Genomic DNA, 21,429 nt, shown 5'->3' with positions numbered 1-21,429 from the left:
TTTCCGGTATGACGAAGACGACGCGAGAGAGAGAACAGGTCGATACGTTCGTCGAACTCGCCGACACGATGGTCAGCGGCTACGACGTCGTCGACCTTCTGCACCGACTGGTCACCCGGTGCGCCCAGACCCTGAACGTGGCGGGAGTCGGCATCCTGATCCCGGATGCCGACGGAAACCTCGAGGTGGTGGCGTCGACCAGCGAGCGAAGTCAGCTCATCAGCCTTCTGCAGTTGAGTGAAGACCAGGGGCCGTGCGTAGACGCGTACCACTCGGGAGAGCCGGTCACCGTCGTCGACATCGCCGGCATCCAGGAGCGGTGGCCGCGGTTCGCTCGCGCAGCCGGCGAACTCGGGTATCGATGGATGCACGCGATCCCGTTGAGGCTCCGTGACGAGGTCATCGGCTCCCTGAACCTCTTCGGCGATCAAGCCGCAGCGTTGAGCGCCGATGACGCGTTGGCGGCTCGCGGACTGGCGGACATCGCCACCATCGGCATTCTGCACGAGAGGGCGTTTCGCGAAGCCGACCTCGCGCGTCGGCAGCTGCAACGTGCGCTGGACAGTCGGATCGTCATCGAACAAGCGAAGGGGATCCTGTCGCACGTTCATCACATCGATATGGATGCCGCCTTCCACCAGCTGCGTGAACGCGCTCGAAGCACTCAGCAGAAGCTGTCGGATGTCGCTCGACGAGTGATCGAGGACGCAACGGAGGGCCGCAGTGCTCCGGGTGGAGTGACGGACGATGCCCGCCCGTCTCTCATCGACAGGGGCTCCCCCGAAGTACGGGCGCCGGAGGCACGGGGTCGTCAGGACGGCGACGAGAAGACGTTCTGACGCTCGCGCGTTCCTCGCCCTGCACCTCGACCGACCGCGCGAGACGGGGGATTCGCGCTGTCGCGCGCGGCGGTTACTGCCACGGGCTCATCGCTGCGTTCTCCCAAGAAAGAAAGCTTTGTCCCCCATTTGGGGGACAAAGACGTGTAGCGTCTGGAATGTCCCCGCCGTCAGGCACACAACCGCCCCCTTACTGGCGGCGGGGAATAATCCTCCGAAACGCCTCGACCCCGGCATCGAGAATCACCTCGCGCCGGCGTGAAGGTCGAGAACGTCGCCGAGAATGACCTCCGCGTCGGCATGGAGGTCAAGAGCGTTTGTGAGTATGCGGGGTCTGCGCGGGGTTGACCGTACCCGCGAACACGACAAAGCCCCCGAGAATCGCACGATTCCGGGGGCTGACGTAGCGGGAGCGGGGCTTGAACCCGCGACCTCACGATTATGAGTCGTGCGCTCTCACCAACTGAGCTACCCCGCCGCACAGCATTCCGATGACGATGAGAATGCCTTGAGCCCCGAGTCAGGATTGAACTGACGACCCCTTCCTTACCATGGAAGTGCTCTGCCACTGAGCTATCGGGGCGTACCCGGATCACTCCGGGCAACTAGAAGAGAATATCAGACCGCGACACTCTCACACGAATCGATTGATCACCCTCCGGCGTGCTGACGCAGCCAGACGATCGGGTCGATCGGCGTGGTGCCGTTCTGCAGGATCTCGACGTGGGTGTGCGCACCGAACGACCGACCCGTGTTGCCGGTGCGTCCGAGGAACTGGCCGACCTTCACGTGCTGACCCTGCGTGACCTGGAGCGAGCCGTACTGCATGTGTCCGTAGCGGCTCGAGACCAGTTGTCCGTCGATCTCGTGATCGATGAGCACGGTGACGCCGAAGGCGCCGCCCTGCTCGGTCGCGATGCGCACGGTGCCGTCGGCGATCGCCTGCACGGGCGAGCCCTCACCGGGAACGAAGTCGGCGCCCTCGTGCATGGTCCCGTCGCGCATGCCGAAGCCGTACGTGATCGGCACACCGACGGCGAAGGGCCACTGGATGGGCGCCGTCGGGTCGTTGACGTAGAAGTTCGAGGGGTTCGTGATGCCCGAGTCGGCCGCCATCTTGGCGTACGTCGTCGCGCTGTATCCATCGGCACGGTCGACCACGGCGGCCTGCGCCTGCGCGGGAGCGACGTACGCCTGGATCGCGTCCGTGGCGTCGCCGCCCTGCACGTCGCCACCGAGCGCGAGGCGCGTCGTGGCGGTCGCGGGGGCGGTGACACTGTCGGTGCCGTTCGCCGAGGCGAGCGCGCTGACCGGCATGGTCATGCCCACGGTCAGCAGGCCAACGACGCCCATGACGCCCACCGAGAACGATGCGGTCGCGATGCGGCGCACGTTCCGACGCGTGCGGGGAGCGGCGGCCGCGGCGGGCAGCCCGTCGACGACGGGCTCGGATGCCGTGGCGACGGGCGCGGGCCGCTGCACGGCGGTCTCACCGGTGAACGCGAAGAGACGGGCGGCCGAGGCGAACTCGTCGGCGGAGTCGTCATCGGTGGCCGTCGGGGTCGCGGGCACGCCATGGCCCTCGGGCGACGCGGCATCCGGCATCTCGACGGCGGGCGATGCGTCATCGGCCTGGGTGCTGTCGATGATGACCGCGGCCTGCGGACGACGACGCGCGCGTCGCGTCACGGGCAGGGTGATGGGAGAGGTGGGCAGCGCCACGGGGGTGGTGGCGACGTCGGTGTCGGCGCTCTGCAGGATGACGGCGACATCGGCGTCGGCGGTGCGGCGCTCGTCGACGACGGTGACCTCGAGGGCGTCGGCGTCGGCAGCGGAAGCGGCACCGGGCGCCGACACCTCGGGGAGCGTGGGCTCGATCGTCGCGGCGATGACCGTCTCGATGACGGCGGCGGCGACGGTCTCGAGCATCTCGGACTGCGCGGCGACCGCGGCGTCGACCGGGGCGGGCTCCGACGACATCTGTGCGGTGGGGGCCGCGTCGTCGATCGCCGTCGCGGCGACCTCGCTGCGCGAGTCGTCGCTCTGCGCGGTGTCACCCACCGTGAGGCGGCGCATCTCGGCGCGGGTCAGCCGGGGAGCGGCTTCGGAGGCGGGAACAGCGAGGGGGCGACGAGACCGCCGAGTATGGGCAGGCTCAGTCGAAAAGGCTTCTGACGGCAACGCGCGGTGGCTCTCGTGTCGTGTCGCAAGCGCGACGGCTTCGGGCTGTGGGGCTTGGCCGTTTCCGCGGGTTCGGGTCGCGGAAAGTAACGAACAGGTAACCACACTACCTCGGGCGGTCTGGGAAAGCCATGAGCGCCCCGGGGCCTCACCCCTCGATGTCGAGCAGCGGTTCGAGGCGCGCGTAGAACGCCGCGCCCGCGGCGATGACCATTCCGTTCCCCGGACGACCACCCGGCGCGCCACCCACGACCCCGCCTGCTTCCTCGACGAGGAGGGCTCCCGCCGCGTGATCCCAGGGCTGCGTCCCGCGCTCGTAGTAGGCGTCCATGCGGCCCGCGGCGACCGAGGCCAGGTCGAGCGAGGCCGCGCCGATACGGCGCACATCGCGCGCGATGGGCATGACGCGCGACAGCTGCGCCAGCGCCGGACCGTGCGTCGCGGGGTTGTATCCGAAGCCGGTCGCCACCAGACCGCCCGCCTCTCCCACGTGGGCCGAGACCGAGAGGCGCTGATCGCCGAGCCAGGCTCCCCCGCCGCGCGAGGCGCGGAAAAGCTCACCCGTCACGGGGTTGAAGACGACGCCGGCGATCGCCGTCCACGTCGCGGTGTCGGCGGTGCCCTCGACCGCGGCGATGCTCACGGCCCAGGCGGGAATGCCGTAGGCGTAGTTGACGGTGCCGTCGATCGGATCGACCACCCAGGTGATGCCGCTCGTCCCCACGTCGGCGCCGGACTCCTCGCCGAAGAAGCCGTCGTCGGGACGCACTCGCGCGAGTTCCGCGCGGATGAAGGCTTCGACCTCGCGATCGGCGGCGGTGACGATGTCGGCGGCGGCCGACTTGGTGGCGGCCACCGTCACCCCCTCGATGCGGCGACGGTGCGCGAGTTCGCCCGCCTCCCGAACGATCCGCGTGGCGATGTCGAGCAGTTCCGCAGCGAGAGTCATGGCATCCACGCTACTGCGCCACCCCCTCCGCAGAAGTCGTCGCCGTCGTTAGCGTGGAGGCATGACCGCTTCGGATACTCGCCGGTACGACGTCGTCATCGTGGGAGGAGGGCACAACGCCCTCGTCGCCGCGGCCTATCTCGCCCGCGCCGGGCGCCGCGTGGTGGTGATCGAGCGATCGCATGCCGTGGGCGGTGCCGCCGTGTCGGAGCGCCCGTGGGCCGGGGTCGATGCCCGCCTCTCGCGCTACTCGTACCTCGTGAGCCTGCTGCCGCAGAAGATCATCGACGATCTGGGGCTGCGCATCGACCTGCGTCGGCGTCGCTACTCGTCGTACACGCCCGACCCGCACGACCCGACCCGTGGCATCCTCGTCGACACCCAGGATGCCGCGGCCACCGCCGCCTCGTTCGCGCGGACCCTCGGCGAGACCGGGGAGGCCGAGCGGTTCGCCGCGTTCGGCGAGCGCCTGGCCCCGCTGGGTCGCGCGATCTTCCCCACCATGACCGGTCCCCTGCCGACGGCCGACGAGGTGCGCGAGAGCGTGGGCGACGATGAGCTGTGGACGGCGCTGACCGAGCGTCCGCTCGGCGACCTGCTGCGCGGTTCGCTCGACAGCGATCTCGCCCGCGGCATCGCCCTCACCGACGGCCTCATCGGAACCTTCGCCTCGTCGGACGACCCCTCGCTGGCGCAGAACCGCTGCTTCCTGTACCACGTCATCGGCGGCGAGACCGGGCACTGGGACGTGCCGGTGGGCGGCATGGGCGCCGTCGCCGCCGAGCTCGAACGCGCGGCGCTCGAGGCCGGCGCCGAGATCGTCACGGGCACCGACGTCATCTCGATCTCGCCCGACGGCGACGTGCACACGATGACCGACCGCTCCGAGGTGTACCACGGCACGCTCGTGCTGAGCGGAGTCGGTCGCGCCGTGCTCGACGACCTGCTCACCGCGGGGGGATCCCCGGCCAGCGCAACCGAGGCGCCCGAGGGCGCGCAGGTCAAGGTCAACATGCTCCTGTCGCGGCTGCCGCGGCTGCGCGACTCCTCGGTGACCCCCGAGGCCGCGTTCTCGGGCACCTTCCACGTCAACGAGACGATGACCCAGCTGGATGCCGCGTACGTCGCGGCATCCGGGGGGCTCATCCCCGAGCCGCTTCCCGTCGAGATCTACTGCCACTCGCTGACCGACCCGTCGATCCTCGGCGACGACCTGCGGGCCAGCGGGGCACAGACCCTGACGATGTTCGGCCTGCAGGTGCCCCACCGCCTGATCGACGACACCGATCCCGTCGCCGCGGGAGCGCGCCTGTTGGCCGCGGCGCAGCAGTCGCTCGACTCGGTGCTGGCCGAACCGCTGCGCGACTGCATCTTTCGGGCGCCCGACGGGCGGCTCTGCATCGAGGCGCGCACCACGAGCGACCTCGAGCGGTCGCTGAACATGGTGGGCGGCGACATCTTCCACGGCGGGCTGTCGTGGCCCTGGCTCGCGGCGCCGGCCACGACGCCGGCGGCGCGGTGGGGCGTGTCGACCCCGCACTCGCGCGTGCTGCTCTGCGGCTCGAGTGCGCAGCGCGGCGGCGCCGTCAGCGGGATCGGCGGGCAGAACGCGGCGATGGCGGCGCTCGAGATCCTGGAGGGGTGAGGTACGCGGGGCGGTCGGCGACGGCTTGCCCCTCCGGTCGACGACGCGCCGTGGGAGCGCCCTAACGCGCGGAGCCCTCAGCTCGGCTGGGTTCGGGCGTCGGGGTCGGCGCGTGGCCCCGGCGCGCGTGCGTCCGCAGAACGGTGAGCATCACGCCGACCGCCTCGACGAGCGCGACCGTCGTGGGCTCGGCGTATCCGAAGACGATCCCCGCCGGGGCCTCGGAGCGCGCGGAGACGATGCCGGGATCGCTCGCCGCTGAATCGGCGGACCCAGCGGAGTCACCACCCACCGCGTAGCCCGCGAGCGGCGCGACGCGGATGCCGCGCGCGAGCAGCTCCGAGACGACGGCGTTCTCGGCGCCTTCTCCGCCGCCCGTCAGCAGCGCCACGGCGTGCAGTCCGCCGTCGGTGGCGGCCAGCTCGACGCCGGGCACGCCCGCGAAGACCTCGAGCAGCAGGCGGCGCCGATGGCGGTACTCGCGCCGCCGCCGCGCGGTGTGGCGGGCGAGGGCTCCTTCGGCCAGGTACAGCGCGAGCGCGTGCTGTTGCACGAGCGAGACGGGAGAGTCGAGGTCGTCGCGCGCCGCGCGGATGCGTTCCCCCACCGCGCCGGTCGCGACGATCCACCCGCACCGCACGGCCGGGGTGAGCACCTTCGACAGGCTTCCGATCAGCACGACCCGCGCCGGATCGAGCAGGTGCAGCGGCGGAAGCGGTGCGCGCCCGTGGGGGAACTCGCTGTCGTAGTCGTCTTCGACGACGACCACGTCGTCCCGCGCGGCCCAGGCGAGCAGGCGGGCGCGGTCCTCGGCATCCAGACGACTCCCGAGGGGGTAGTGATGGTTCGGGGTCACGATGACGGCGTCGAGATCGCGCTGCCGCTCGAGCGCGTCGAGGTCGAGCCCCGAGCCGAGACGGACCGGCACGGGGACGGCCTCGATCCCCAGACGGCGCAGGATCATGCGCACGCGGGGGTACCCCGGGTCTTCGATACCGACGCGCAGGCGCCGCCGGTCACCGCGCGGCGCGAGCGCGAGCAGCGTCAGCAGCATCGCGTCGCTGGTGCCCGCCGTGATCAGCACGTCGCCGGCCGAGACGTCGACGCCGCGCGTGCGCCCGAGGTGCCGCGCGATCTCGGCCCGCAGCGCCATGGCGCCCGCGGGGTCGGCGACGTCGGCGTCGGGATCGGTGGCGCTCGCCCGCCGCCAGGCGGAGCGCCACGCGGCATCGGCGAGACCGGTCGTGCCCGGGCGCCCGGGCCGCAGGTCGAGTACCCCGGGCTCCACGACGGGGCGGTCCGGCGCATCGGCGACCGCGACGGGCGTGCGCACGGCGATGTCGGCGACGACCGTTCCGCCCCCGGGCCGCGTGAGCAGGTACCCCTCGCCGGCGAGGATCTCGTAGGCCGCGACCACCGTCCCCCGCGCGACCCCCAGATCGGCCGACAGCGCCCGCGTCGAGGGGACCGCCTCGCCCCCGTCGACGCGCCCCGCGAGCACCGCCGCGCGCAGGCCGTGCGCGAGTTGCTCGTGCAGGGGCACGGCGGAGGATCGATCGAGGATGCCGAGGGAGATCACGGCGACAGTCTGTCACTGGTCCAGACGAAAGCGCGAGAAGCGGACTATGCGATGGACCACGCGAGCGAATGTACTCGGACCATGACCGATCTTCCCCTCACCGCGCGCACGCGGGTGCGCCGCCTTCCGCACCACCAGGTCACCGACCGCGCCGCGCTCTACGACGTGATCGACGGCGCCCTGGCCGCCACCATCGCCCTCGTGCGCGACGACCGCCCGGTCGCGCTGCCGATCGGCATCGCCCGAGACGGCGACGACCTCCTGCTGCACGGATCCACCGGCAGCGACTTCTTCCGACGCATCGCCGCCGGTACCCCCGTCTGCATCACCGTGACCCACCTGATGGGCCTGAAGTACGCGCGGTCGCTCTTCGACAGCTCGATGCGGTACCGGTGCGCGGTCGTGCACGGGGTCGCATCCGTCGTGCCGCCCGAAGAAAAAGAAGCGGCCCTGCTCGTGCTGTCGGAGCACCTCATGCCCGGCCGCAGCGAAGACGTCCGCCCCATGACGGCCCGTGAGCTCGCCGCCACCATGGTGCTGCGCATCCCCCTCGTCGAGGCCAGTGTCAAGGACAACGCGGGCTCGCTCGTCGAGGAGGACGACGACGGAGAGGACCGCGCCGTCTGGGCCGGCACCCTCCCCCTGCGCTGGGTCGCCGACGAACCGAGGACGTCTGCGCAGACGCACTCCGGAACGCGCGTTCCGGACTCGGTGCGCCGCGCCGCCGCGCGGGTGGCCACCACCGGAACCGCGTGATGAGCACCCACGCGGGCCCCGCGACAGCCGCGGGGCCCGCGTGCGCTCAGCGCGTGACGAGCGGCGGCACGACGTACCGGCGCGGCGTTCCGAAGCGGTGCGCCGTAATCGATACGGCCTGCTCCCGCAGGAACGGCAGCAGCTCGACGCGCCCGGCGCGGGTGACCTCGCCCGCGTAGACCGCGACCGAGGGCGAGCCGCCCACGGCGTCGGCAATCGCGACGGTCGAGCCGCCGAGCAGGCGCACCCGCCCACCGGTGCGCGCCAGGCGCGCGGCGCGGCGCTGCCACTCGGCGGGATCCTCGACGCTCGCGTGCACTCCCACGCCCTCGAGCCATGCGCGCACGGCGGGCGACAGCGCGCGGGCCGTGCTCACGGTCACCGGGGCGCCGGCGCGCACACCGGCGGCGACGACGCGGACGAGCGCCGTCTCGGTCGCGTCATCGAATCGCACGGTGACCGGCACCGTGCCGTAGCGCAGCACGTTCTGCTCCGACTCCAGGCCGGTCACGTCGCGGGCCAGTGAGAACTCCGCGGCCCAGGCGGCGGCGTCGCTCGCGAGAGCGGAGGCCAGCCAGTCGCGGTCGACCGAGGGGACGGCCGCGAGCGCCGGGGCGGCCAGCGCATCGCCCGAGCGGGGCGCCGAGGTCTCGGCATCCGCCCACGAACCGAATCCGAACAGGTACGACGGCCCACCGGCCTTGGTGCCCGCGCCGACGGCCGACTTCTTCCATCCGCCGAACGGCTGGCGCTGCACGATCGCGCCGGTGGTGCCGCGGTTGACGTAGACGTTGCCGGCCTCGATGCGCGAGAGCCACCGCTGGATCTCGGCCTCGTCCAGCGCGTGCAGGCCCGAGGTGAGCCCGTACTCGATGGCGTTGACGATCTCGATGGCCTCGTCGAGGGTCTCGGCGGTCATGATGCCCAGCACCGGTCCGAAGTACTCGGTGCGGTGGAACTCGCTGCCCGCCTGCACGCCCTCGCGAATGCCGGGGCGCCACAGCGACCCCTCGTCGTCGAGACGCTGCGGTTCGACGACCCAGCGCTGGCCGGGCTCGAGCGTGGTGAGCGCCCGCAGGAGCTTGCCGTTGGCCGGCTCGATGAGCGGTCCCACGCGCGAGGCCTCATCCCACGGCATCCCGACCTCGAGCGAGGTCACCGCGTCGACGAGCTGGTCGCGGAAGCGCCGCGAGCGCGCGACCGAGCCGACGAGCACGACGAGCGAGGCCGCCGAGCACTTCTGCCCCGCGTGGCCGAAGGCCGACATCGCGACGTCTTTCGCGGCGAGGTCGAGGTCGGCGCTGGGCGTCACGATCACGGCGTTCTTGCCGCTCGTCTCGGCGAGGAGCGCAAGGTCGGGACGGAACGAGCGGAACAGCTCGGCCGTCTCGTACGCGCCGGTCAGCACCACCCGCTCGACGGCGGGGTGCGTGAGCAGCTGCGTGCCGAGATCGCGTTCCGACAGCTGCACGAGCTTCAGCACCTCGCGGGGCACGCCGGCCTCCCACAGCGCCTCGACCATCACCGCGCCGGAGCGCTGGGCGAGGGCGGCGGGTTTGATGACCACGGCGGACCCTGCGGCGAGCGCGGCGAGGGTCGATCCCGCGGGGATCGCGACGGGGAAGTTCCACGGAGGGGTGACCACGGTGACGCCCACGGGCGTGAAGCGGGCTCCGTCGACGTCGTCGAGGGTGCGGGCCTGCTCGGCGTAGTAGTGCGCGAAGTCGATGGCCTCCGACACCTCGGGGTCGCTCTGCTCCAACACCTTGCCGCACTCGACGCCCATGACCTCGAGCAGGTCGGCGCGACGCTTCTCGAGCGCGTCGCCCGCCCGGTGCAGGATCGCGGCGCGCGCCCCCGCGCCGAGCTCGCGCCATGCGGTGGCGGCGGCCGCGGCCTCGCGGATCAGGGCGTCGAGGGCGTCGGCGTCGGTGACGGTCTGCGCGGCGATCGTGTCGCTGCCCAGGGTCGAGTCCTGCATCCGCGCGATGATCCCGGCGCCCCAGCCGCGGTTGGCCTCGATCGCGGGGTCGGAGTCGGGGGTGTTGTGGAAGCCCGTGGCGGGAGCCGCGGGCGCCGGAGCGGTGCGGTCCTGCACGCGGTTCGACGCCGGTACGCCCTCGGGCATGTCGGCGAGCGAGGCGAGGAAGCGGTCGCGCTCGCGATCGAACAGCGCCGCGTGGGTGTCGAGGTCGAAGACGGCCGACATGAAGTTCTCGCTCGACGCGCCCTCTTCGAGGCGGCGGATCAGGTAGGCGATCGCGACGTCGAACTCCTGCGGGTGCACGACGGGCGTGTACAGCAGGATCGAGCCGACCGTGCGACGCACGACCGCCTGCTGCGCGGTGGCCATGCCGAGCAACATCTCGACGTCGATCCCACCGGTCACCCCGCGCCGCTCCGCGAGGAGCCAGGCGAGGGCCACGTCGAAGAGGTTGTGTCCGGCCACGCCGATGCGCACGTGCTGCGCGTGCTCGGGACGCAGCGCGTAGTCGAGCACCGCCTTGTACGAGGCATCCGTCGCCTGCTTCGACGGCCAGGTGGCCAGCGGCCAGTCGTGCACGTCGGCGTCGACGCGTTCCATGGGGAGGTTCGCGCCCTTCACGACGCGCACCTTGATCGTCGCACCCCCGGATGCCACGCGCCGGGCGGTCCATTCCTGCAGGCGGATCATCGCGGCGAGGGCATCGGGCAGGTACGCCTGCAGCACGATGCCGGCCTCGACGTCGTGGAACTCGGGCTCGGCGAGCAGGGTCTCGAAGACCGCGAGGGTGAGGTCGAGGTCTTTGAACTCCTCCATGTCGAGGTTGACGAATGTGCCGGTCTCTTTCGCGACCCGGTAGAGGGGGCGAAGCGCCGCCACCGCGTCGGCGACGGCGGCGTCGAACGCCCACGGCGTGTGCGGGGCGACGGTCGACGACACCTTGATCGAGACGTAGTCGACGTCGTCGCGGGCGAGGAGCTTGCGCGTGCCGGCCAGGCGGCGCGCGGCCTCTTTCTTGCCGAGGATGGCCTCGCCGAGCAGATTCACGTTGAGACGGATGCCGTCGCCCCGGCCGCGGATCGACGTGATGGCGTCGCCGAGCTTGCGGTCGCTGGCATCGACGATGAGGTGACGCACCATCGAGCGGAGCGCCGTGCGCGCCGCCGGCACGACGACGCGGGGAAGGATCGGCGCGGTCAACGCGCCGAGCCGGATCGCGGCCTTGAGGTGCAGGGGGAGGAACCCGGGGATCAGCGGGGTCAGGGCGGCGAGGTTTCGCGCCGCCACGCTCAGGTCTTCGGGGCGCACGACCCCGTCGACGAAGCCGACCGTGAAGTCGAGCCCGTGCGGATCGCGCAGCACGCCGGCGAGGCGCTGGGCGGCGGCGTCGACGGGCTCGTCGCGACTCTCGGCGAGCCAGCGGCGCACGAGGGCGATCGCGTCGTCGGCGAGCTCGGCGGGTGAGACGAGACTCTGGGGCGTGGTGCCGGACGTGGTGCGGGGGGCATCGGTGAGCGACATGGCGGTCCTTCCTCGGATGTGATCAGCATGGGACCCGCGTCCATTCGAGAAAAGCGATGATTAACGATGGGTTATGTTCGATGTCATCGAAGGGATGCCATGTTCGATCTCCGCCGTCTGCGCCTGCTGCACGAGCTGTCGCTGCGGGGCACGCTCGCGGCCGTCGCCGAGGCCCTGTCGTACAGTCCGTCGACGATCTCGCAGCAGCTCGCGCTGCTCGAACGCGAGGCCGGCGTCGCCCTGCTCGAACCCGACGGTCGACGCCTGCGCCTCACCGCTCAGGGTGCGGCCCTCGCCGCGCACGCGGCCCGCATGCTCGCCGCCGACGAAGCAGCCCGCGCCGAGCTCGAACACCTGCGCCCCTCGCTCGCGCCCGTGCGCGTGGCCGTCATGCAGTCCGCCGCCCACGGCCTCCTCCCCCGCGCCCTTGACGCCCTGGCCGAGGACGAGCCGCAGCTGCGCGTCGAGGTCGCCGAACTCGCCCCCGAAGAGGGCCTGTTCGAGGTGGCCGCCCGGGGCTTCGACCTCGCCGTCGCCGAGCAGTACCCGGGGCACACGCGCGAGCACCGCGACGGCATCGAGCGGAGCCTGCTGGGACGGGATGCCATCCGCCTCGCGGTGGCGCGCACTGATCCCGCCGAGCGACTCGACGACCTCCGCGACCGCGCCTGGGTGATGGAGCCCGAGGGTACGGCCGCACGTCAATGGGCGACCCAGCAGTGTCGCGCGGTGGGATTCGAGCCCGACGTGCGCTTCGAGATGGCCGATCTGACCGCGCACGCGCGGCTCGTGGCATCCGGTCACGCGGTGGGGATGATCCCCGACCTCGTCTTCGCCGGCGAGGATCCGCCCGTGCGCCTGGTCGGCCTGCCCGGCGAGCCCCGGCGCGAGGTGTTCACGGCCGTCCGCCGCGGAACGGCCGACCGCCCCGGCGTACGCGCGGTGCGGGGTGCACTGCAGGTGGCGTACGACCGGGGCGGTCGGTGATCCTCAGCGCGTGAGCGCCATCTCGTTGGGCGTGACGTCGAGGGTCGCGGTGGCGGTGATCTCACCGGTGGTCAGGTCGACCGCGTGCACGGCGTTCTTCGCCGGCTCGGTGACGTAGGCGATGTCGCCCGACACCTTGATGGCGGGGTGGGCGTCCTGCCACTCGACCGGCCCCTCCCACGCGTCGATCACGGGGAAGGCCTCGATGAAGGCCCCCTTCTCGAGGTCGAGGACGTGGATCGCGCCGTCCGACGCCAGGATGTAGCCCCGATCCTCGGGGCCGCGGGCCAGGTCGCGGAACGTGTACTCGGCGCCGGCGGGCATGTCGACGACGCTCTGCGTCTTGGCGGCCGTGTCGATCAGCGAGACGCGCTGCAGCAGGTAGCCCTCGGCGTCGCGGTCGTCCTTGTAGTCACCGAGCACCAGCGGGCTGGTCTCGCTGACGAAGAGGTTGCCCGTACGACCGTAGGGCTGGTCGGGGGCGTCGACCTTCGTGATCTCGCCGTCGTCGTAGATCAGGGCGCCGTTCTCGCAGCCGAAGACGACGACCTCGTCTTTCACGGTGCCCTCGCCGTGCACGCCGGGGCAGGTCGCATCCTGGGCGATCGTCGCACCCGATGCGTCGGTCACGGCGATGCCCGTGCGGCCGTTCGCGTTGCCGACCGTGGTGACGAACGACCCGTCTTCGAGCATGATCGACACCCCGTGGTGCGCCTCGACGCCCGGAATGGTCTCGACGGCGGGGAGCGCATCGGTCGAGGTCAGCAGGGCGTCGGTGTCGAAGATCGTCGAGTCGCTCGTGCCGTCGGCGTAGAGCACGGTCTTGCCGCCGTGCGTCACGACGTGACCGGGCTTGGACGCCGGGAACACGAGGTCGGTGAGCCGGGGCTGCTCCGACGCGGTGCCGGCATCGAGCACCTGGAAGCCCTCGCTCGTGGTCACCATGACGTGACGGCCGTCACCGGCGGAGTTGAGCCGCGTGAACTCCTCGGACGAGAAGTCGCCGATCGTCTCGAGGCTCTCGCCGTCGAGCACGACGATGCCGCCGGGGTACGACAGGGCGACGCGGGTGCCGGTGTCGCTCGTCGACGACGGGGCCGAGCTAGTGGCGGGGGCAGCCGAACCGGTGCCGGCGCCGCCGGCGCACGCCGACAGGGCGACGGTCGCGCCGACCGCGAGCGTGAGCAGGCCCGCACGACGGAGGGCGTCCCCGCGGCGGTGGGAAGAGGTGCGCATGTGATTCTCTTTCTGGGTGGGTGGCCGGTCGCTCACGGCGACAGGCCGGTGGCGATGCGCTCCGTGTTGACGCGCATCATGGTCAGGTAGTCGGGGGCGCCGCCGTCGGCGTCGGTGAGCGATTCGGTGAACAGCTCGGTCACCTCGACGTGGCGGTCGGCCTCGTCGGCGAGCGCGCGCACCAGGCGGTCGGGCGACGACGACTCGGCGAAGATCGTGGGCACCCCGGCCTCGTCGATCGCCGACACCAGGTCGGCGAGGTCGCTCGTGCTGGGCGCCGCCAGCGTGGTGCCGCCGGGGATCACGGCCCCCACCAGGCGGAACCCGAAGCGCTCGGCGAGGTAACCGAAGACGTGGTGGTTGGTCACGAGCGCCCGACGCTCGGCGGGGATCGCGGCGAACGCGGCCGTCATCTCGGCATCCAGGGCCTCGATCTCGGCGCGATACGCCGTCGAACGCTCGGCGACCGCGGCGGCGTCGATCCCGTCGATGCGCGAGAGCACCGGGGTCAGCGCGTCGACGACCGCGGCCATCTGGGCGGGATCGGTCCAGAAGTGCGGATCGTCGGCACCACCCGCATCGGTCGAGGTGTACGGCAGCACGGTGACCGCGTCGCCGGCGACGAAAGTGGTCACCCCGTCGGCGGAGGCCGCGTCGAGATGCTGCTGCAGCCCCTCTTCGAGGCCGATGCCGTTGGCCACCAGCAGGTCGGCCGAGCGCAGACGCGCGGCTTCCGCCGCCGAGATCTCGAACGAGTGCGGATCGGCGCCCGGGCGCATCAGGGTGAGCACCTCCACGTCATCGCCGACCAGCTGCGACACGACGTCGCCGAGGATGTTCGTCGTCACGACCACGAGCGGGCGATCGGATGCCGCTCCCCCGGCGCACCCGGTGAGGGCGAGCAGGGCGGCGGTCAGGGCGACGGCCAGAGCTCTCTTCATGTCAGCGTCCCGTCTCGGCGAAGAACAGCGGCGCGCGCTCGGGCGTGAACTCCCGGGCGACGCGGGCGGCGTCGGCGAAGTCGATCTCCCACATGCGGCTCTCGGTGGGGCCGTTCAGATACGCCCGCTGCTGGTCGGCGACCAGGCTGACGGTCTGCCCCGCGGCGAGGCTCGCTCCCACCAGGGCGGGGGATGCCGCGCGCTGCGCGCCCGTCTCGCCATCGAGCACCAGCACCCGCCCGTCCGGGGTGAGGGCGAGGAGGTTCGCGTCTTTGTCGTCGACCGCCGTGACCTGCACGACCGGCTCGGGGGTGGGCAGCAGCGTCCACGTGCGCTCGCGGGTGTCGAGGATCCACACCCCGGCATCCCCGGCGACCGCGGCGACCTTCGGGCGTCCCTCGCGGTTGGCGAAGGCCGTCGCCCGCGGCGCGGTCGTTCCCGCGGGGTAGGCGATGCGTTCGACGACGGGTGCGTCGTCGTCGACGCTGATGAGGAGGGCGCCGTCCTGGCATCCGATCACCGCTCCGACGCGGGTGGTGATCGTTCCCGCGGGTTGGATGCACGCGGCCGGTTCGCCGACCTCGGCGCCGTCGGCGTCGTGCAGGGTCACCTCGTCGTCCGCGGCCACCGCGGCGAGCGATCCGGCGGGCACGACGAGGCCGGCACCGGGAGACGTCGACAGGCGGAACCGCTCGACGACCTCGCCCCTCGACAACGCCTCGGTGTCGAGCAGCACCGCCTCACCCGATCCGGGGAAGAACAGGCCCGTCCCGCCCGTGGTCGACGAGTTCGAGGTCGCCACGACAGCGGTTCCCTCACCCTCGACGTCGCCCAGCAGGCGGGCGTCGGCGCGGTAGTAGTGGAAGTGATCGACGTGGTCCCAGGTCCACACGCCGCTGTCGACGATCGAGACGCCCGTGTCGTCGGCGGCGAAGAGGTACCGGCCGTCCGAGTGCACCGCCGAGGGCGGGCGCACGGTGCCGAGCGTGGTCGTGGTCTCGTCGAGCAGGTCGAGGTGCGAGACGCGGCCGTCGCCGTCGATCGAGGTGAGACCCACCGCGGGTTCGGCGAGTTCGGCGGCACCCGCGATCTCGCCGTGCGTGTCGGTCGAGGGTGCGGTGTCGGGGGCGGCGGCGGGCGCGGCGCAGCCGGCGAGCGAGAGGAGCAGCACCACGCTGAGGGGCGCGAGGCGACGGGGGAAGTCGGGGTGGGGCATGGGGGCTTTCCGGTCAGGCGGGAACGAGAACAGGGGATGCCACGCGGCGGCGCGCGGCGTCACGGCAGGCGCGCAGGGCCCACGAGACGCAGGCCGCGGCGATGGCGGTGGCGGCGATGGTCGCGCCGGCGGCGGTCGCGGCGTGCCACGAGATGAGAAGGCCGATGGCGACGGCGACCGCCCCGATCACGGCGGCGAGCGCCATGGTCGTGGCGATGCGGTGGGTCCACTGGCGCGCGGCGACCGCGGGTGCGATGAGCAGGCCCACCACCAGCAGCGAGCCGACGGCCTGGTACGACGCGACGACGGCGAGGGTGACGAGCCCGACGAGAACGGTCTGCGCGACGCGCGGGCCGAGGCCGAGCACCTGGGCGACCCGCTCGTCGATGGCGAGGGCGACGAGGCCACGATGGGCGACCGCGGCCGCCGCGATGCCCAGGCCTGCCGCCACCGCGAGGACGACCAGATCACCGGCCCCGATGGCGAGGATGTCGCCGAACAGGATCGCCGTGGCATCGGTGGCGAAGCTCCCGGCGTGCGAGATGACGATGACGCCGAGGGCGAGCATGCCGACGAAGAGCAGGCCGATGCTCGTGTCGTACGAGAGCCGGGCGCGCCGCTGCAGCACGCCGATGCCGAGGCTCATCACGACGGCGCTGGCCGCCGCCCCCAGCAGGACCGGAAGGCCGAGCACGGTGGCGAGAGCGACACCGGGGAGCATGCCGTGGGCGAGCGCCTCGCCCAGGAACGCCATGCCGCGCACGATCACCCACGTGCCGGCGACGCCGCACAGCACGGCGACGAGCACTCCCCCGAGCAGCGCGCGCTGCACGAATTCGAGAGAGAAGGGATCGAGGAGCCAGGTCACGATGCCCGACCGTATCGAGAATGAGAACGATTCTCAAACTCCTACAATGGATGCCATGCCCCTCATCGCCGTCATCGCACGCGCCCTGCGCGTGGACTACTCCGGCACCCTCGCCCTCGACGGCGTCGACGTCGACCTGCACGTCGGAGCGCTCACCGTCATCGTGGGCCCGAACGGTGCGGGCAAGTCGACGCTGCTCGAGGTGCTCGCCGGCTCGCAGCAGCCGTCATCCGGCTCGATCGAGGTCGCGCAGCGCACACGCGCCTTCGTGCCCCAGCGCGCAGCCGTCTCGCCCCACCTCCCACTCACCGTCCGTGACGTCGTGTCGGTCGGGGCATGGGGACGCACGGGGGCGCTCCGGCGACTCACCGCCGCGCACCGGGCCGCCATCGACGGCGCGATGCAGCGACTCGACATCGCGCCGCTGGCACGGCATCCGTTCTCGTCACTCTCGGGGGGACAACGACAGCGAGCGCTGCTCGCCCAGGGCCTCGCCCGCGAAGCCGACATCCTGCTGCTCGACGAACCGACCACCGGACTCGACGCGGCGAGCGCGCAACTCAACCGTGCGGCCATCGCGCACGAGGTCGCCCGTGGGGCGACGGTCGTGTGCGTGAGCCACGACGACCGGCTCATCGCCGACGCCGATCACCTCATCCGGCTCGAAGGAGGCCGCGTGAGGCCCGACGGCGCAGAGTCCGCGATGACGGCGCCGAGGCGCCCGCTCAGCTGAAGGTGCGCACGCGATCCGTAATGCGACGCAGCAGCTCGGCGGCCACCTCGACGACATCGCGCGACTCGGCGCGCACGGCGGCGTCCACCTCGACGGGGAAACGCCGGAGCGCCGCCCAGGGCTCCTGCTCCATGTCGATCTCCAGGTGGATGTGGTTGACCCGACGGTCTTCGGCATCGAGCTCGCGGCGCACGAGGCCTCGTCCGATCAGACGATCGACCATCGTGGTGACGCCGGCTGCGGTCACACCCAGATGGGAGCGCAGGATCGAGGGGCGGATGCCGGGCTCGTCGGCGATGCAGCACAGAGCCGTCGCCTCGAGTTCACTGACCGACAGGTCGGTTCTCGCCTTCGCGACGGCATCATCACGTGCGGACACGTAGTCATCGAGCGCTGCGGTCAACGCGGAGGGATTCGTCAACGCCGCACCTCCTCAGTCCTGGGGCAATCCGGCCGATTGCTAAGGCCCACCTTACTCAAGGTCGTGAACATTTCAGTTAATTAATTAAGTTTGTGAAATACGTGCTACTTTAGTGATTAGCCCGCCGACCCCGACTCTAGGAGATCGCAATGGCCACTCTTTACTACGGTTCCGACACCGCCCCCATTTTTCTTCCCGATCGCCTGATGGGTTACATCAAGGTCATCGCCTCGACGAAGCTGCGCCGCGGCGAGTCGTTCACGTTCACCTGGACCGGCACGGAGCAGGATCCCGGACGCTCCACCATCTGGCTGCAGCCTTCGATCCCCCTGCGGTTCGTGTTCGAATCCGTCGAGCCCGAGCAGCTGGTGGGCGAGTACCTGCGCACGCTGGCCGACCAGTCCAACGCCGCATCGGGTCTCGTCATCGACGTGCGCGAGTGGGAGGTCGCCGAGAAGGCGACCCGTACCCCCGCCCGCACGCCCGTGCGATCGATGCGCGCCGCCTGAACGCACGAAGCCGAACCTCTCCGCACCCGACATAATGTGGTGACGCGCGATCTCGCGCGAAGAAATCGGAGAGAGCCGTGCCGGTACGCCGCCTGCTGAACAAGGACCTGCTCGAGGAGTGGCTCGCGGAATTCCGCGCCCTCGGCTACCTGACGGGAAGCGACATCCGCCTCCTGGAGCAGGATGACGAAACCGATCCCGACTCGGGTCTGATCGTCGTCGACCTCAGCGAGGCGAAGACCGTGACCTACCTGCAGCCCGTGACCGGCGGTGACGGGATCTGGACGGCGATGATGGAAGCGCGAGACGCCACCATCGAGCTGGACGCCGTCGCGCTGGTCAACCTCGGCAACGAGGTGAACGTGCTCGGCGCGCTCGTCAACTTCTTGAACGGCAAGTCCAAGACCCTGCTCGCCGCCTCGGTCTGACGCGAGCCGAGCTCCCGGCATCACAAGTCTGGGAACTGTGCCCGCAGATCGGCGAACGCTTCGCGGTACCCGTCGCGCCCGTGCACGTAGGCCAGGCAGACGACGATGTTCCGCACCGCCAGTACTCTTTCGGCATGCCTACAGTCGATGTGCTGGTGCGCACGGCGGTGGCGATTGTGGTTCTCGCCGGCATCGCAGTAAGCATCCTGCTCGCTTCGGGAGTGCCGCGGTGGCACGGTCCGGCCTTTGCTCTCGTGCGGGCGACCGTGCAGCTCACCCTTCTCAGCGTCATCTTGACGGGGGTCATCCAGGATGCCGTCTGGGTGGGCGTCGCGCTCGTCGTGATGTTCCTGGTGGCGGTGTCGGTGTCGACGAGTCGCATCGGAGATCCGCCCTCTCAGGCATGGAGGACAGCGCTTGCCCTCTTCGCCGGGGTGGGTGTGGCCGGAAGCGTGGTGTTCCTCACCGGCGCCGTCGAATACTCACCTCGGTTCGTTCTCGCGGTCGGGGCGATGGTGATCGGCAACGCCATGACCGTCGCCTCGGTGACCGGTCGCACCTTCGCGCAGCTGCGCGCTGACCGCTGGCCCGAAGTGGAGGCCTGGTTGGCGCTGGGAGCGACACCTCGCCGCGCCACCCGCGACCTCGGGCGGCGCGCGGTACACGACGCCCTCCTCCCCGGGATCGACCAGGTCAAGACGACCGGCGTGGTCGTTCTGCCCGGAGCGTTCGTGGGAGCGATCTTCGGCGGACTCTCACCCGCGGAGGCAGGACGATTTCAGCTGGTCGTCCTCGCGGCGATCATGGCAGCGGGCGCCATCACGTCGGTCACCGCGATTCGGCTCACGGGCGGGGCACTCAACCGCCCACCGAGGGCGCCGGTGTGACAACTGTCGCTCTACCCGTTTCAGCGTCCGGAGTGGGGCCGAGCGCTGCGTGAGCGAGCGCAGACAGCTGAGGGGCGCTCCGGACGCACTCTCCTGAAACAGGAAACGTCCGTCTCGAGAGACGGACGTTTTGTGGCGAGTGAGGGATTCGAACCCCCGAATGCAATGCAGTCTGATTTACAGTCAGATCCCTTTGGCCGCTTGGGTAACTCGCCATGCGCGCCCGCCCGGCTTGTTCAGTCGACCAGAGGCGCGAGAAACCACTCTACTATCTCGCAGAGGGTGCCTCCAACCACGGTGGGGTCACTCCGGCGTGCGCAGCAGGGCGCCCTCGTGGCGGCAGGTGGCGGCGGCGACATCCATGGCGCGGGTGAGCACGGCATCCCACTCCTCGGCGTCGACCGGAAGGCGGTCGCGCACGAGCGCGACGGTGGTCGCCAGCACAGCGTCGCCACCACCCATCGTGTCGATGATGCGGCCGGGAAGCTCCGAGATCCCCCGCGCGACCGAGGCTCCGGCGGCGTCGATCGCGGCGCCGCCCGCGCCGTAGGTCGCCAGCACGGCACCCACGCCGAGGCCGACGAGCCGCACGCGCAGGTCATCGAGCGAGCCGCCGTAGAGAAGCTGCGCGTCGTCGTCGCCCACCTTCACCAGAAGGGCTCCGGATGCCGCCCGCTCGAAGCCCTGCACGAACGCGGCGCGGTCGTGCAGCATGCCGCTGCGCGGGTTCGGGTCGATGGCCAGGGGCGTCGACGGGGAGGCCGTGGCATCCATCAGGAGGCGGGTCTGCTCCGCGTCGTCGAAGGGGAAGCAGCTGACCACGACCATGGGGGCGTCGGCGATCGCCGCGCGCTCCGCGTCGCCGTAGCGCACCCGCCGGTTCTGGGTCGCGTCGTTGAAGACGTACTCGGGCTCTCCGCCCGGCGAGCGGGTGCTCACCGCGCGCGACGAGCCGTGCTCCGACGGGCTCGCCAGCAGCTCGACGCCGTGCTCGGCGAGGAAGTCGCGGATCTGCTCGCCCGCCGCATCGTCGCCCACCATCGCGATGAGCGATGCCGGAACGCCCAGGCGCGAGAGCCCCACCGCGACGTTGAGGCCCGCGCCGCCGACGAACTCGCGCACCCCCGTCTCGTCGCGCAGCTCGTCGATGAGGGCGTCGCCGATGACGACGACCCGCCCGCTCATCGCGTCACCTCGGCGGTCTCGAGCACGCGCGCGACAAACTCCTCGGTGCGGCGCCGCGTGCCGTCGATCTTGCGGTCGACGCTCGCGCGGATCTCGCTCGGGGCGAGGGGAGCCGCCAGGCGCACGGTCTCGTGGCACGACAAGTCGGCGCACATGTAGGTGCCCACCGTGTCGCCGTGCTCACCGGCCGCGCCGGCCTTGCGTGCGGTGAACAACGTCACCTGATCTCCGGGCTGCATCGTGTGGCAGAGGTTGCACATCGACGACCGGGCGCGCGACTGCCCGTCGGCGGCGCGCAGCAGCACTCCGATCGGCTCCGCGTCGCGCTCGATCACGAGGTATCCGCGGCCCCGCGTGCTCGGATCACGCCAGGCGAGGAAGTCGAGATGATCCCAGTCGGTCAGCACGAAGTCGTGAGGAAGCGCCAGAACGCGCACCTCGTCCGGCGTGGCGTTGACGAACGCGGCGCGGAGCTCGTTCTCGGTGAGTGCTCGCATGGCATCCGAGTCTACGAGCGCGCATACCGAGACGGGGCGGGCGATGTCGAGGGGGTGTGGATCGGGG

Annotated in this window: 19 protein-coding genes and 3 tRNA genes; 8 read left to right on the top strand and 14 right to left on the bottom strand. The window is 71.3% G+C overall.

All coding sequences use genetic code 11. The features are described 5' to 3' along the window. Positions 1–8 precede the first annotated feature (8 nt). Entirely contained in the window at positions 9–839 is an 831-nt protein-coding gene (locus tag IFR11_RS08865) for a GAF and ANTAR domain-containing protein (RefSeq protein ID WP_191915914.1), read from the top strand. A gap of 404 nt (positions 840–1,243) precedes the next feature. Here IFR11_RS08865 and IFR11_RS08860 read toward each other — a convergent pair. The 4 genes from IFR11_RS08860 to IFR11_RS08845 form a co-directional block, all read right to left on the bottom strand. Continuing rightward, positions 1,244–1,317 (bottom strand) — tRNA-Met (locus IFR11_RS08860). A 33-nt stretch (positions 1,318–1,350) separates the two neighbouring features. After that, positions 1,351–1,422 (bottom strand) — tRNA-Thr (locus IFR11_RS08855). Positions 1,423–1,490: 68 nt separating this feature from the next. Beyond that, the gene (locus IFR11_RS08850; RefSeq protein WP_191915913.1) at positions 1,491–2,915 is read right to left on the bottom strand and encodes a M23 family metallopeptidase; all 1,425 of its coding nucleotides are present in this window, start codon (positions 2,913–2,915) and stop codon (positions 1,491–1,493) included. A 253-nt stretch (positions 2,916–3,168) separates the two neighbouring features. Beyond that, a complete protein-coding gene (locus IFR11_RS08845) occupies positions 3,169–3,969 on the bottom strand; it encodes an inositol monophosphatase family protein (RefSeq protein ID WP_055838988.1) in 801 nt (266 codons plus the stop codon). Positions 3,970–4,030: 61 nt separating this feature from the next. Between IFR11_RS08845 and IFR11_RS08840 the strand changes: the two genes are divergently transcribed. Further along, positions 4,031–5,614 (top strand): phytoene desaturase family protein, encoded by a 1,584-nt coding sequence (locus IFR11_RS08840; protein ID WP_191915912.1) that lies wholly within the window; start codon positions 4,031–4,033, stop codon positions 5,612–5,614. Between the two features lie 61 nt (positions 5,615–5,675). Here IFR11_RS08840 and pdxR read toward each other — a convergent pair whose 3' ends face one another. After that, the gene (gene pdxR / locus IFR11_RS08835) at positions 5,676–7,193 is read right to left on the bottom strand and encodes a MocR-like pyridoxine biosynthesis transcription factor PdxR (RefSeq protein ID WP_191915911.1); all 1,518 of its coding nucleotides are present in this window, start codon (positions 7,191–7,193) and stop codon (positions 5,676–5,678) included. An 81-nt stretch (positions 7,194–7,274) separates the two neighbouring features. On the opposite strand from pdxR, the gene IFR11_RS08830 reads away from it, so the two are divergent. Further along, the gene (locus IFR11_RS08830; protein ID WP_191915910.1) at positions 7,275–7,949 is read left to right on the top strand and encodes a pyridoxamine 5'-phosphate oxidase family protein; all 675 of its coding nucleotides are present in this window, start codon (positions 7,275–7,277) and stop codon (positions 7,947–7,949) included. 46 nt (positions 7,950–7,995) lie between these two features. Here IFR11_RS08830 and IFR11_RS08825 read toward each other — a convergent pair whose 3' ends face one another. Continuing rightward, positions 7,996–11,454 carry a bifunctional proline dehydrogenase/L-glutamate gamma-semialdehyde dehydrogenase gene (locus IFR11_RS08825; protein ID WP_191915909.1) on the bottom strand — a complete coding sequence of 1,153 codons (3,459 nt, stop codon included), beginning with the start codon at positions 11,452–11,454 and terminating at the stop codon, positions 7,996–7,998. Between the two features lie 99 nt (positions 11,455–11,553). Between IFR11_RS08825 and IFR11_RS08820 the strand changes: the two genes are divergently transcribed. Further along, positions 11,554–12,441 (top strand): LysR family transcriptional regulator, encoded by an 888-nt coding sequence (locus tag IFR11_RS08820; protein ID WP_191915908.1) that lies wholly within the window; start codon positions 11,554–11,556, stop codon positions 12,439–12,441. 3 nt (positions 12,442–12,444) lie between these two features. On the opposite strand, the gene aztD is transcribed toward IFR11_RS08820, so the two are convergent. Genes aztD through aztB form a run of 4 tightly spaced genes read right to left on the bottom strand, consistent with a single transcriptional unit; the run spans position 12,445 to position 16,702 of the window. Continuing rightward, a complete protein-coding gene (aztD, locus tag IFR11_RS08815) occupies positions 12,445–13,677 on the bottom strand; it encodes a zinc metallochaperone AztD (RefSeq protein WP_191915907.1) in 1,233 nt (410 codons plus the stop codon). 32 nt (positions 13,678–13,709) lie between these two features. Further along, on the bottom strand, positions 13,710–14,618 hold the full coding sequence (aztC, locus tag IFR11_RS08810) for a zinc ABC transporter substrate-binding protein AztC (protein ID WP_191915906.1): 909 nt from the start codon (positions 14,616–14,618) through the stop codon (positions 13,710–13,712). A gap of 1 nt (position 14,619) precedes the next feature. After that, complete coding sequence (locus tag IFR11_RS08805; RefSeq protein WP_191915905.1) at positions 14,620–15,834, bottom strand: ABC transporter; 1,215 nt, start codon at positions 15,832–15,834, stop codon at positions 14,620–14,622. A 13-nt stretch (positions 15,835–15,847) separates the two neighbouring features. Beyond that, positions 15,848–16,702: a zinc ABC transporter permease AztB gene (aztB, locus tag IFR11_RS08800; RefSeq protein WP_191915904.1), complete on the bottom strand. Its 855-nt coding sequence runs from the start codon at positions 16,700–16,702 to the stop codon at positions 15,848–15,850. A gap of 46 nt (positions 16,703–16,748) precedes the next feature. Here aztB and aztA point away from each other — a divergent pair, with 46 nt between their 5' ends. Next, positions 16,749–17,435 (top strand): zinc ABC transporter ATP-binding protein AztA, encoded by a 687-nt coding sequence (gene aztA, locus IFR11_RS08795; RefSeq protein ID WP_244630683.1) that lies wholly within the window; start codon positions 16,749–16,751, stop codon positions 17,433–17,435. Here the strand turns inward: aztA and IFR11_RS08790 are convergent. Further along, on the bottom strand, positions 17,428–17,814 hold the full coding sequence (locus tag IFR11_RS08790) for a MarR family transcriptional regulator (RefSeq protein WP_181015930.1): 387 nt from the start codon (positions 17,812–17,814) through the stop codon (positions 17,428–17,430). The genes aztA and IFR11_RS08790 overlap by 8 nt on opposite strands. Positions 17,815–18,005: 191 nt before the next feature. On the opposite strand from IFR11_RS08790, the gene IFR11_RS08785 reads away from it, so the two are divergent. The 3 genes from IFR11_RS08785 to IFR11_RS08775 all read left to right on the top strand — a co-directional run bounded on the left by IFR11_RS08785 (position 18,006) and on the right by IFR11_RS08775 (position 19,680). Continuing rightward, positions 18,006–18,365, top strand: coding sequence for a DUF7882 family protein (locus IFR11_RS08785; protein WP_055839018.1), 360 nt, complete (start codon positions 18,006–18,008; stop codon positions 18,363–18,365). A 77-nt stretch (positions 18,366–18,442) separates the two neighbouring features. Next, positions 18,443–18,793 (top strand): hypothetical protein, encoded by a 351-nt coding sequence (locus IFR11_RS08780; protein ID WP_191915903.1) that lies wholly within the window; start codon positions 18,443–18,445, stop codon positions 18,791–18,793. Positions 18,794–18,927: 134 nt separating this feature from the next. Next, positions 18,928–19,680 (top strand): ABC transporter permease, encoded by a 753-nt coding sequence (locus tag IFR11_RS08775; protein ID WP_191915902.1) that lies wholly within the window; start codon positions 18,928–18,930, stop codon positions 19,678–19,680. A 133-nt stretch (positions 19,681–19,813) separates the two neighbouring features. On the opposite strand, the gene IFR11_RS08770 is transcribed toward IFR11_RS08775, so the two are convergent. The 3 genes from IFR11_RS08770 to IFR11_RS08760 all read right to left on the bottom strand — a co-directional run. Next, positions 19,814–19,895, bottom strand: a tRNA-Tyr gene (locus IFR11_RS08770). 88 nt (positions 19,896–19,983) lie between these two features. Continuing rightward, entirely contained in the window at positions 19,984–20,865 is an 882-nt protein-coding gene (locus tag IFR11_RS08765) for a PfkB family carbohydrate kinase (protein ID WP_191915901.1), read from the bottom strand. Beyond that, a partial coding sequence (locus IFR11_RS08760) for an FBP domain-containing protein (protein WP_342030273.1) occupies positions 20,862–21,429 on the bottom strand: 568 nt, incomplete at its 5' end. The genes IFR11_RS08760 and IFR11_RS08765, both read right to left, overlap by 4 nt.

The organism is Microbacterium sp. CFBP 8801 (genome assembly GCF_014839455.1).
Lineage (GTDB): Bacteria > Actinomycetota > Actinomycetes > Actinomycetales > Microbacteriaceae > Microbacterium.
The sequence above is the reverse complement of the archived record's forward strand: the minus strand, read 5'-3'. Positions and strand labels throughout refer to the sequence as shown.

Bases quoted from the DNA above. Each gene is read 5' to 3' on its own strand.
- IFR11_RS08845 (WP_055838988.1), bottom strand. From the start codon at position 3,969: ATGACTCTCGCTGCGGAACTGCTCGACATCGCCACGCGGATCGTTCGG.
- aztC (WP_191915906.1), bottom strand. From the start codon at position 14,618: ATGAAGAGAGCTCTGGCCGTCGCCCTGACCGCCGCCCTGCTCGCCCTC.
- IFR11_RS08805 (WP_191915905.1), bottom strand. From the start codon at position 15,834: ATGCCCCACCCCGACTTCCCCCGTCGCCTCGCGCCCCTCAGCGTGGTG.
- IFR11_RS08785 (WP_055839018.1), top strand. From the start codon at position 18,006: ATGGCCACTCTTTACTACGGTTCCGACACCGCCCCCATTTTTCTTCCC.
- aztA (WP_244630683.1), top strand. From the start codon at position 16,749: ATGGATGCCATGCCCCTCATCGCCGTCATCGCACGCGCCCTGCGCGTG.
- IFR11_RS08765 (WP_191915901.1), bottom strand. From the start codon at position 20,865: ATGAGCGGGCGGGTCGTCGTCATCGGCGACGCCCTCATCGACGAGCTG.
- IFR11_RS08850 (WP_191915913.1), bottom strand. From the start codon at position 2,915: ATGCGCCGCCTCACGGTGGGTGACACCGCGCAGAGCGACGACTCGCGC.
- IFR11_RS08820 (WP_191915908.1), top strand. From the start codon at position 11,554: ATGTTCGATCTCCGCCGTCTGCGCCTGCTGCACGAGCTGTCGCTGCGG.
- IFR11_RS08825 (WP_191915909.1), bottom strand. From the start codon at position 11,454: ATGTCGCTCACCGATGCCCCCCGCACCACGTCCGGCACCACGCCCCAG.
- IFR11_RS08830 (WP_191915910.1), top strand. From the start codon at position 7,275: ATGACCGATCTTCCCCTCACCGCGCGCACGCGGGTGCGCCGCCTTCCG.
- IFR11_RS08865 (WP_191915914.1), top strand. From the start codon at position 9: ATGACGAAGACGACGCGAGAGAGAGAACAGGTCGATACGTTCGTCGAA.
- IFR11_RS08840 (WP_191915912.1), top strand. From the start codon at position 4,031: ATGACCGCTTCGGATACTCGCCGGTACGACGTCGTCATCGTGGGAGGA.
- IFR11_RS08775 (WP_191915902.1), top strand. From the start codon at position 18,928: ATGCCTACAGTCGATGTGCTGGTGCGCACGGCGGTGGCGATTGTGGTT.
- aztD (WP_191915907.1), bottom strand. From the start codon at position 13,677: ATGCGCACCTCTTCCCACCGCCGCGGGGACGCCCTCCGTCGTGCGGGC.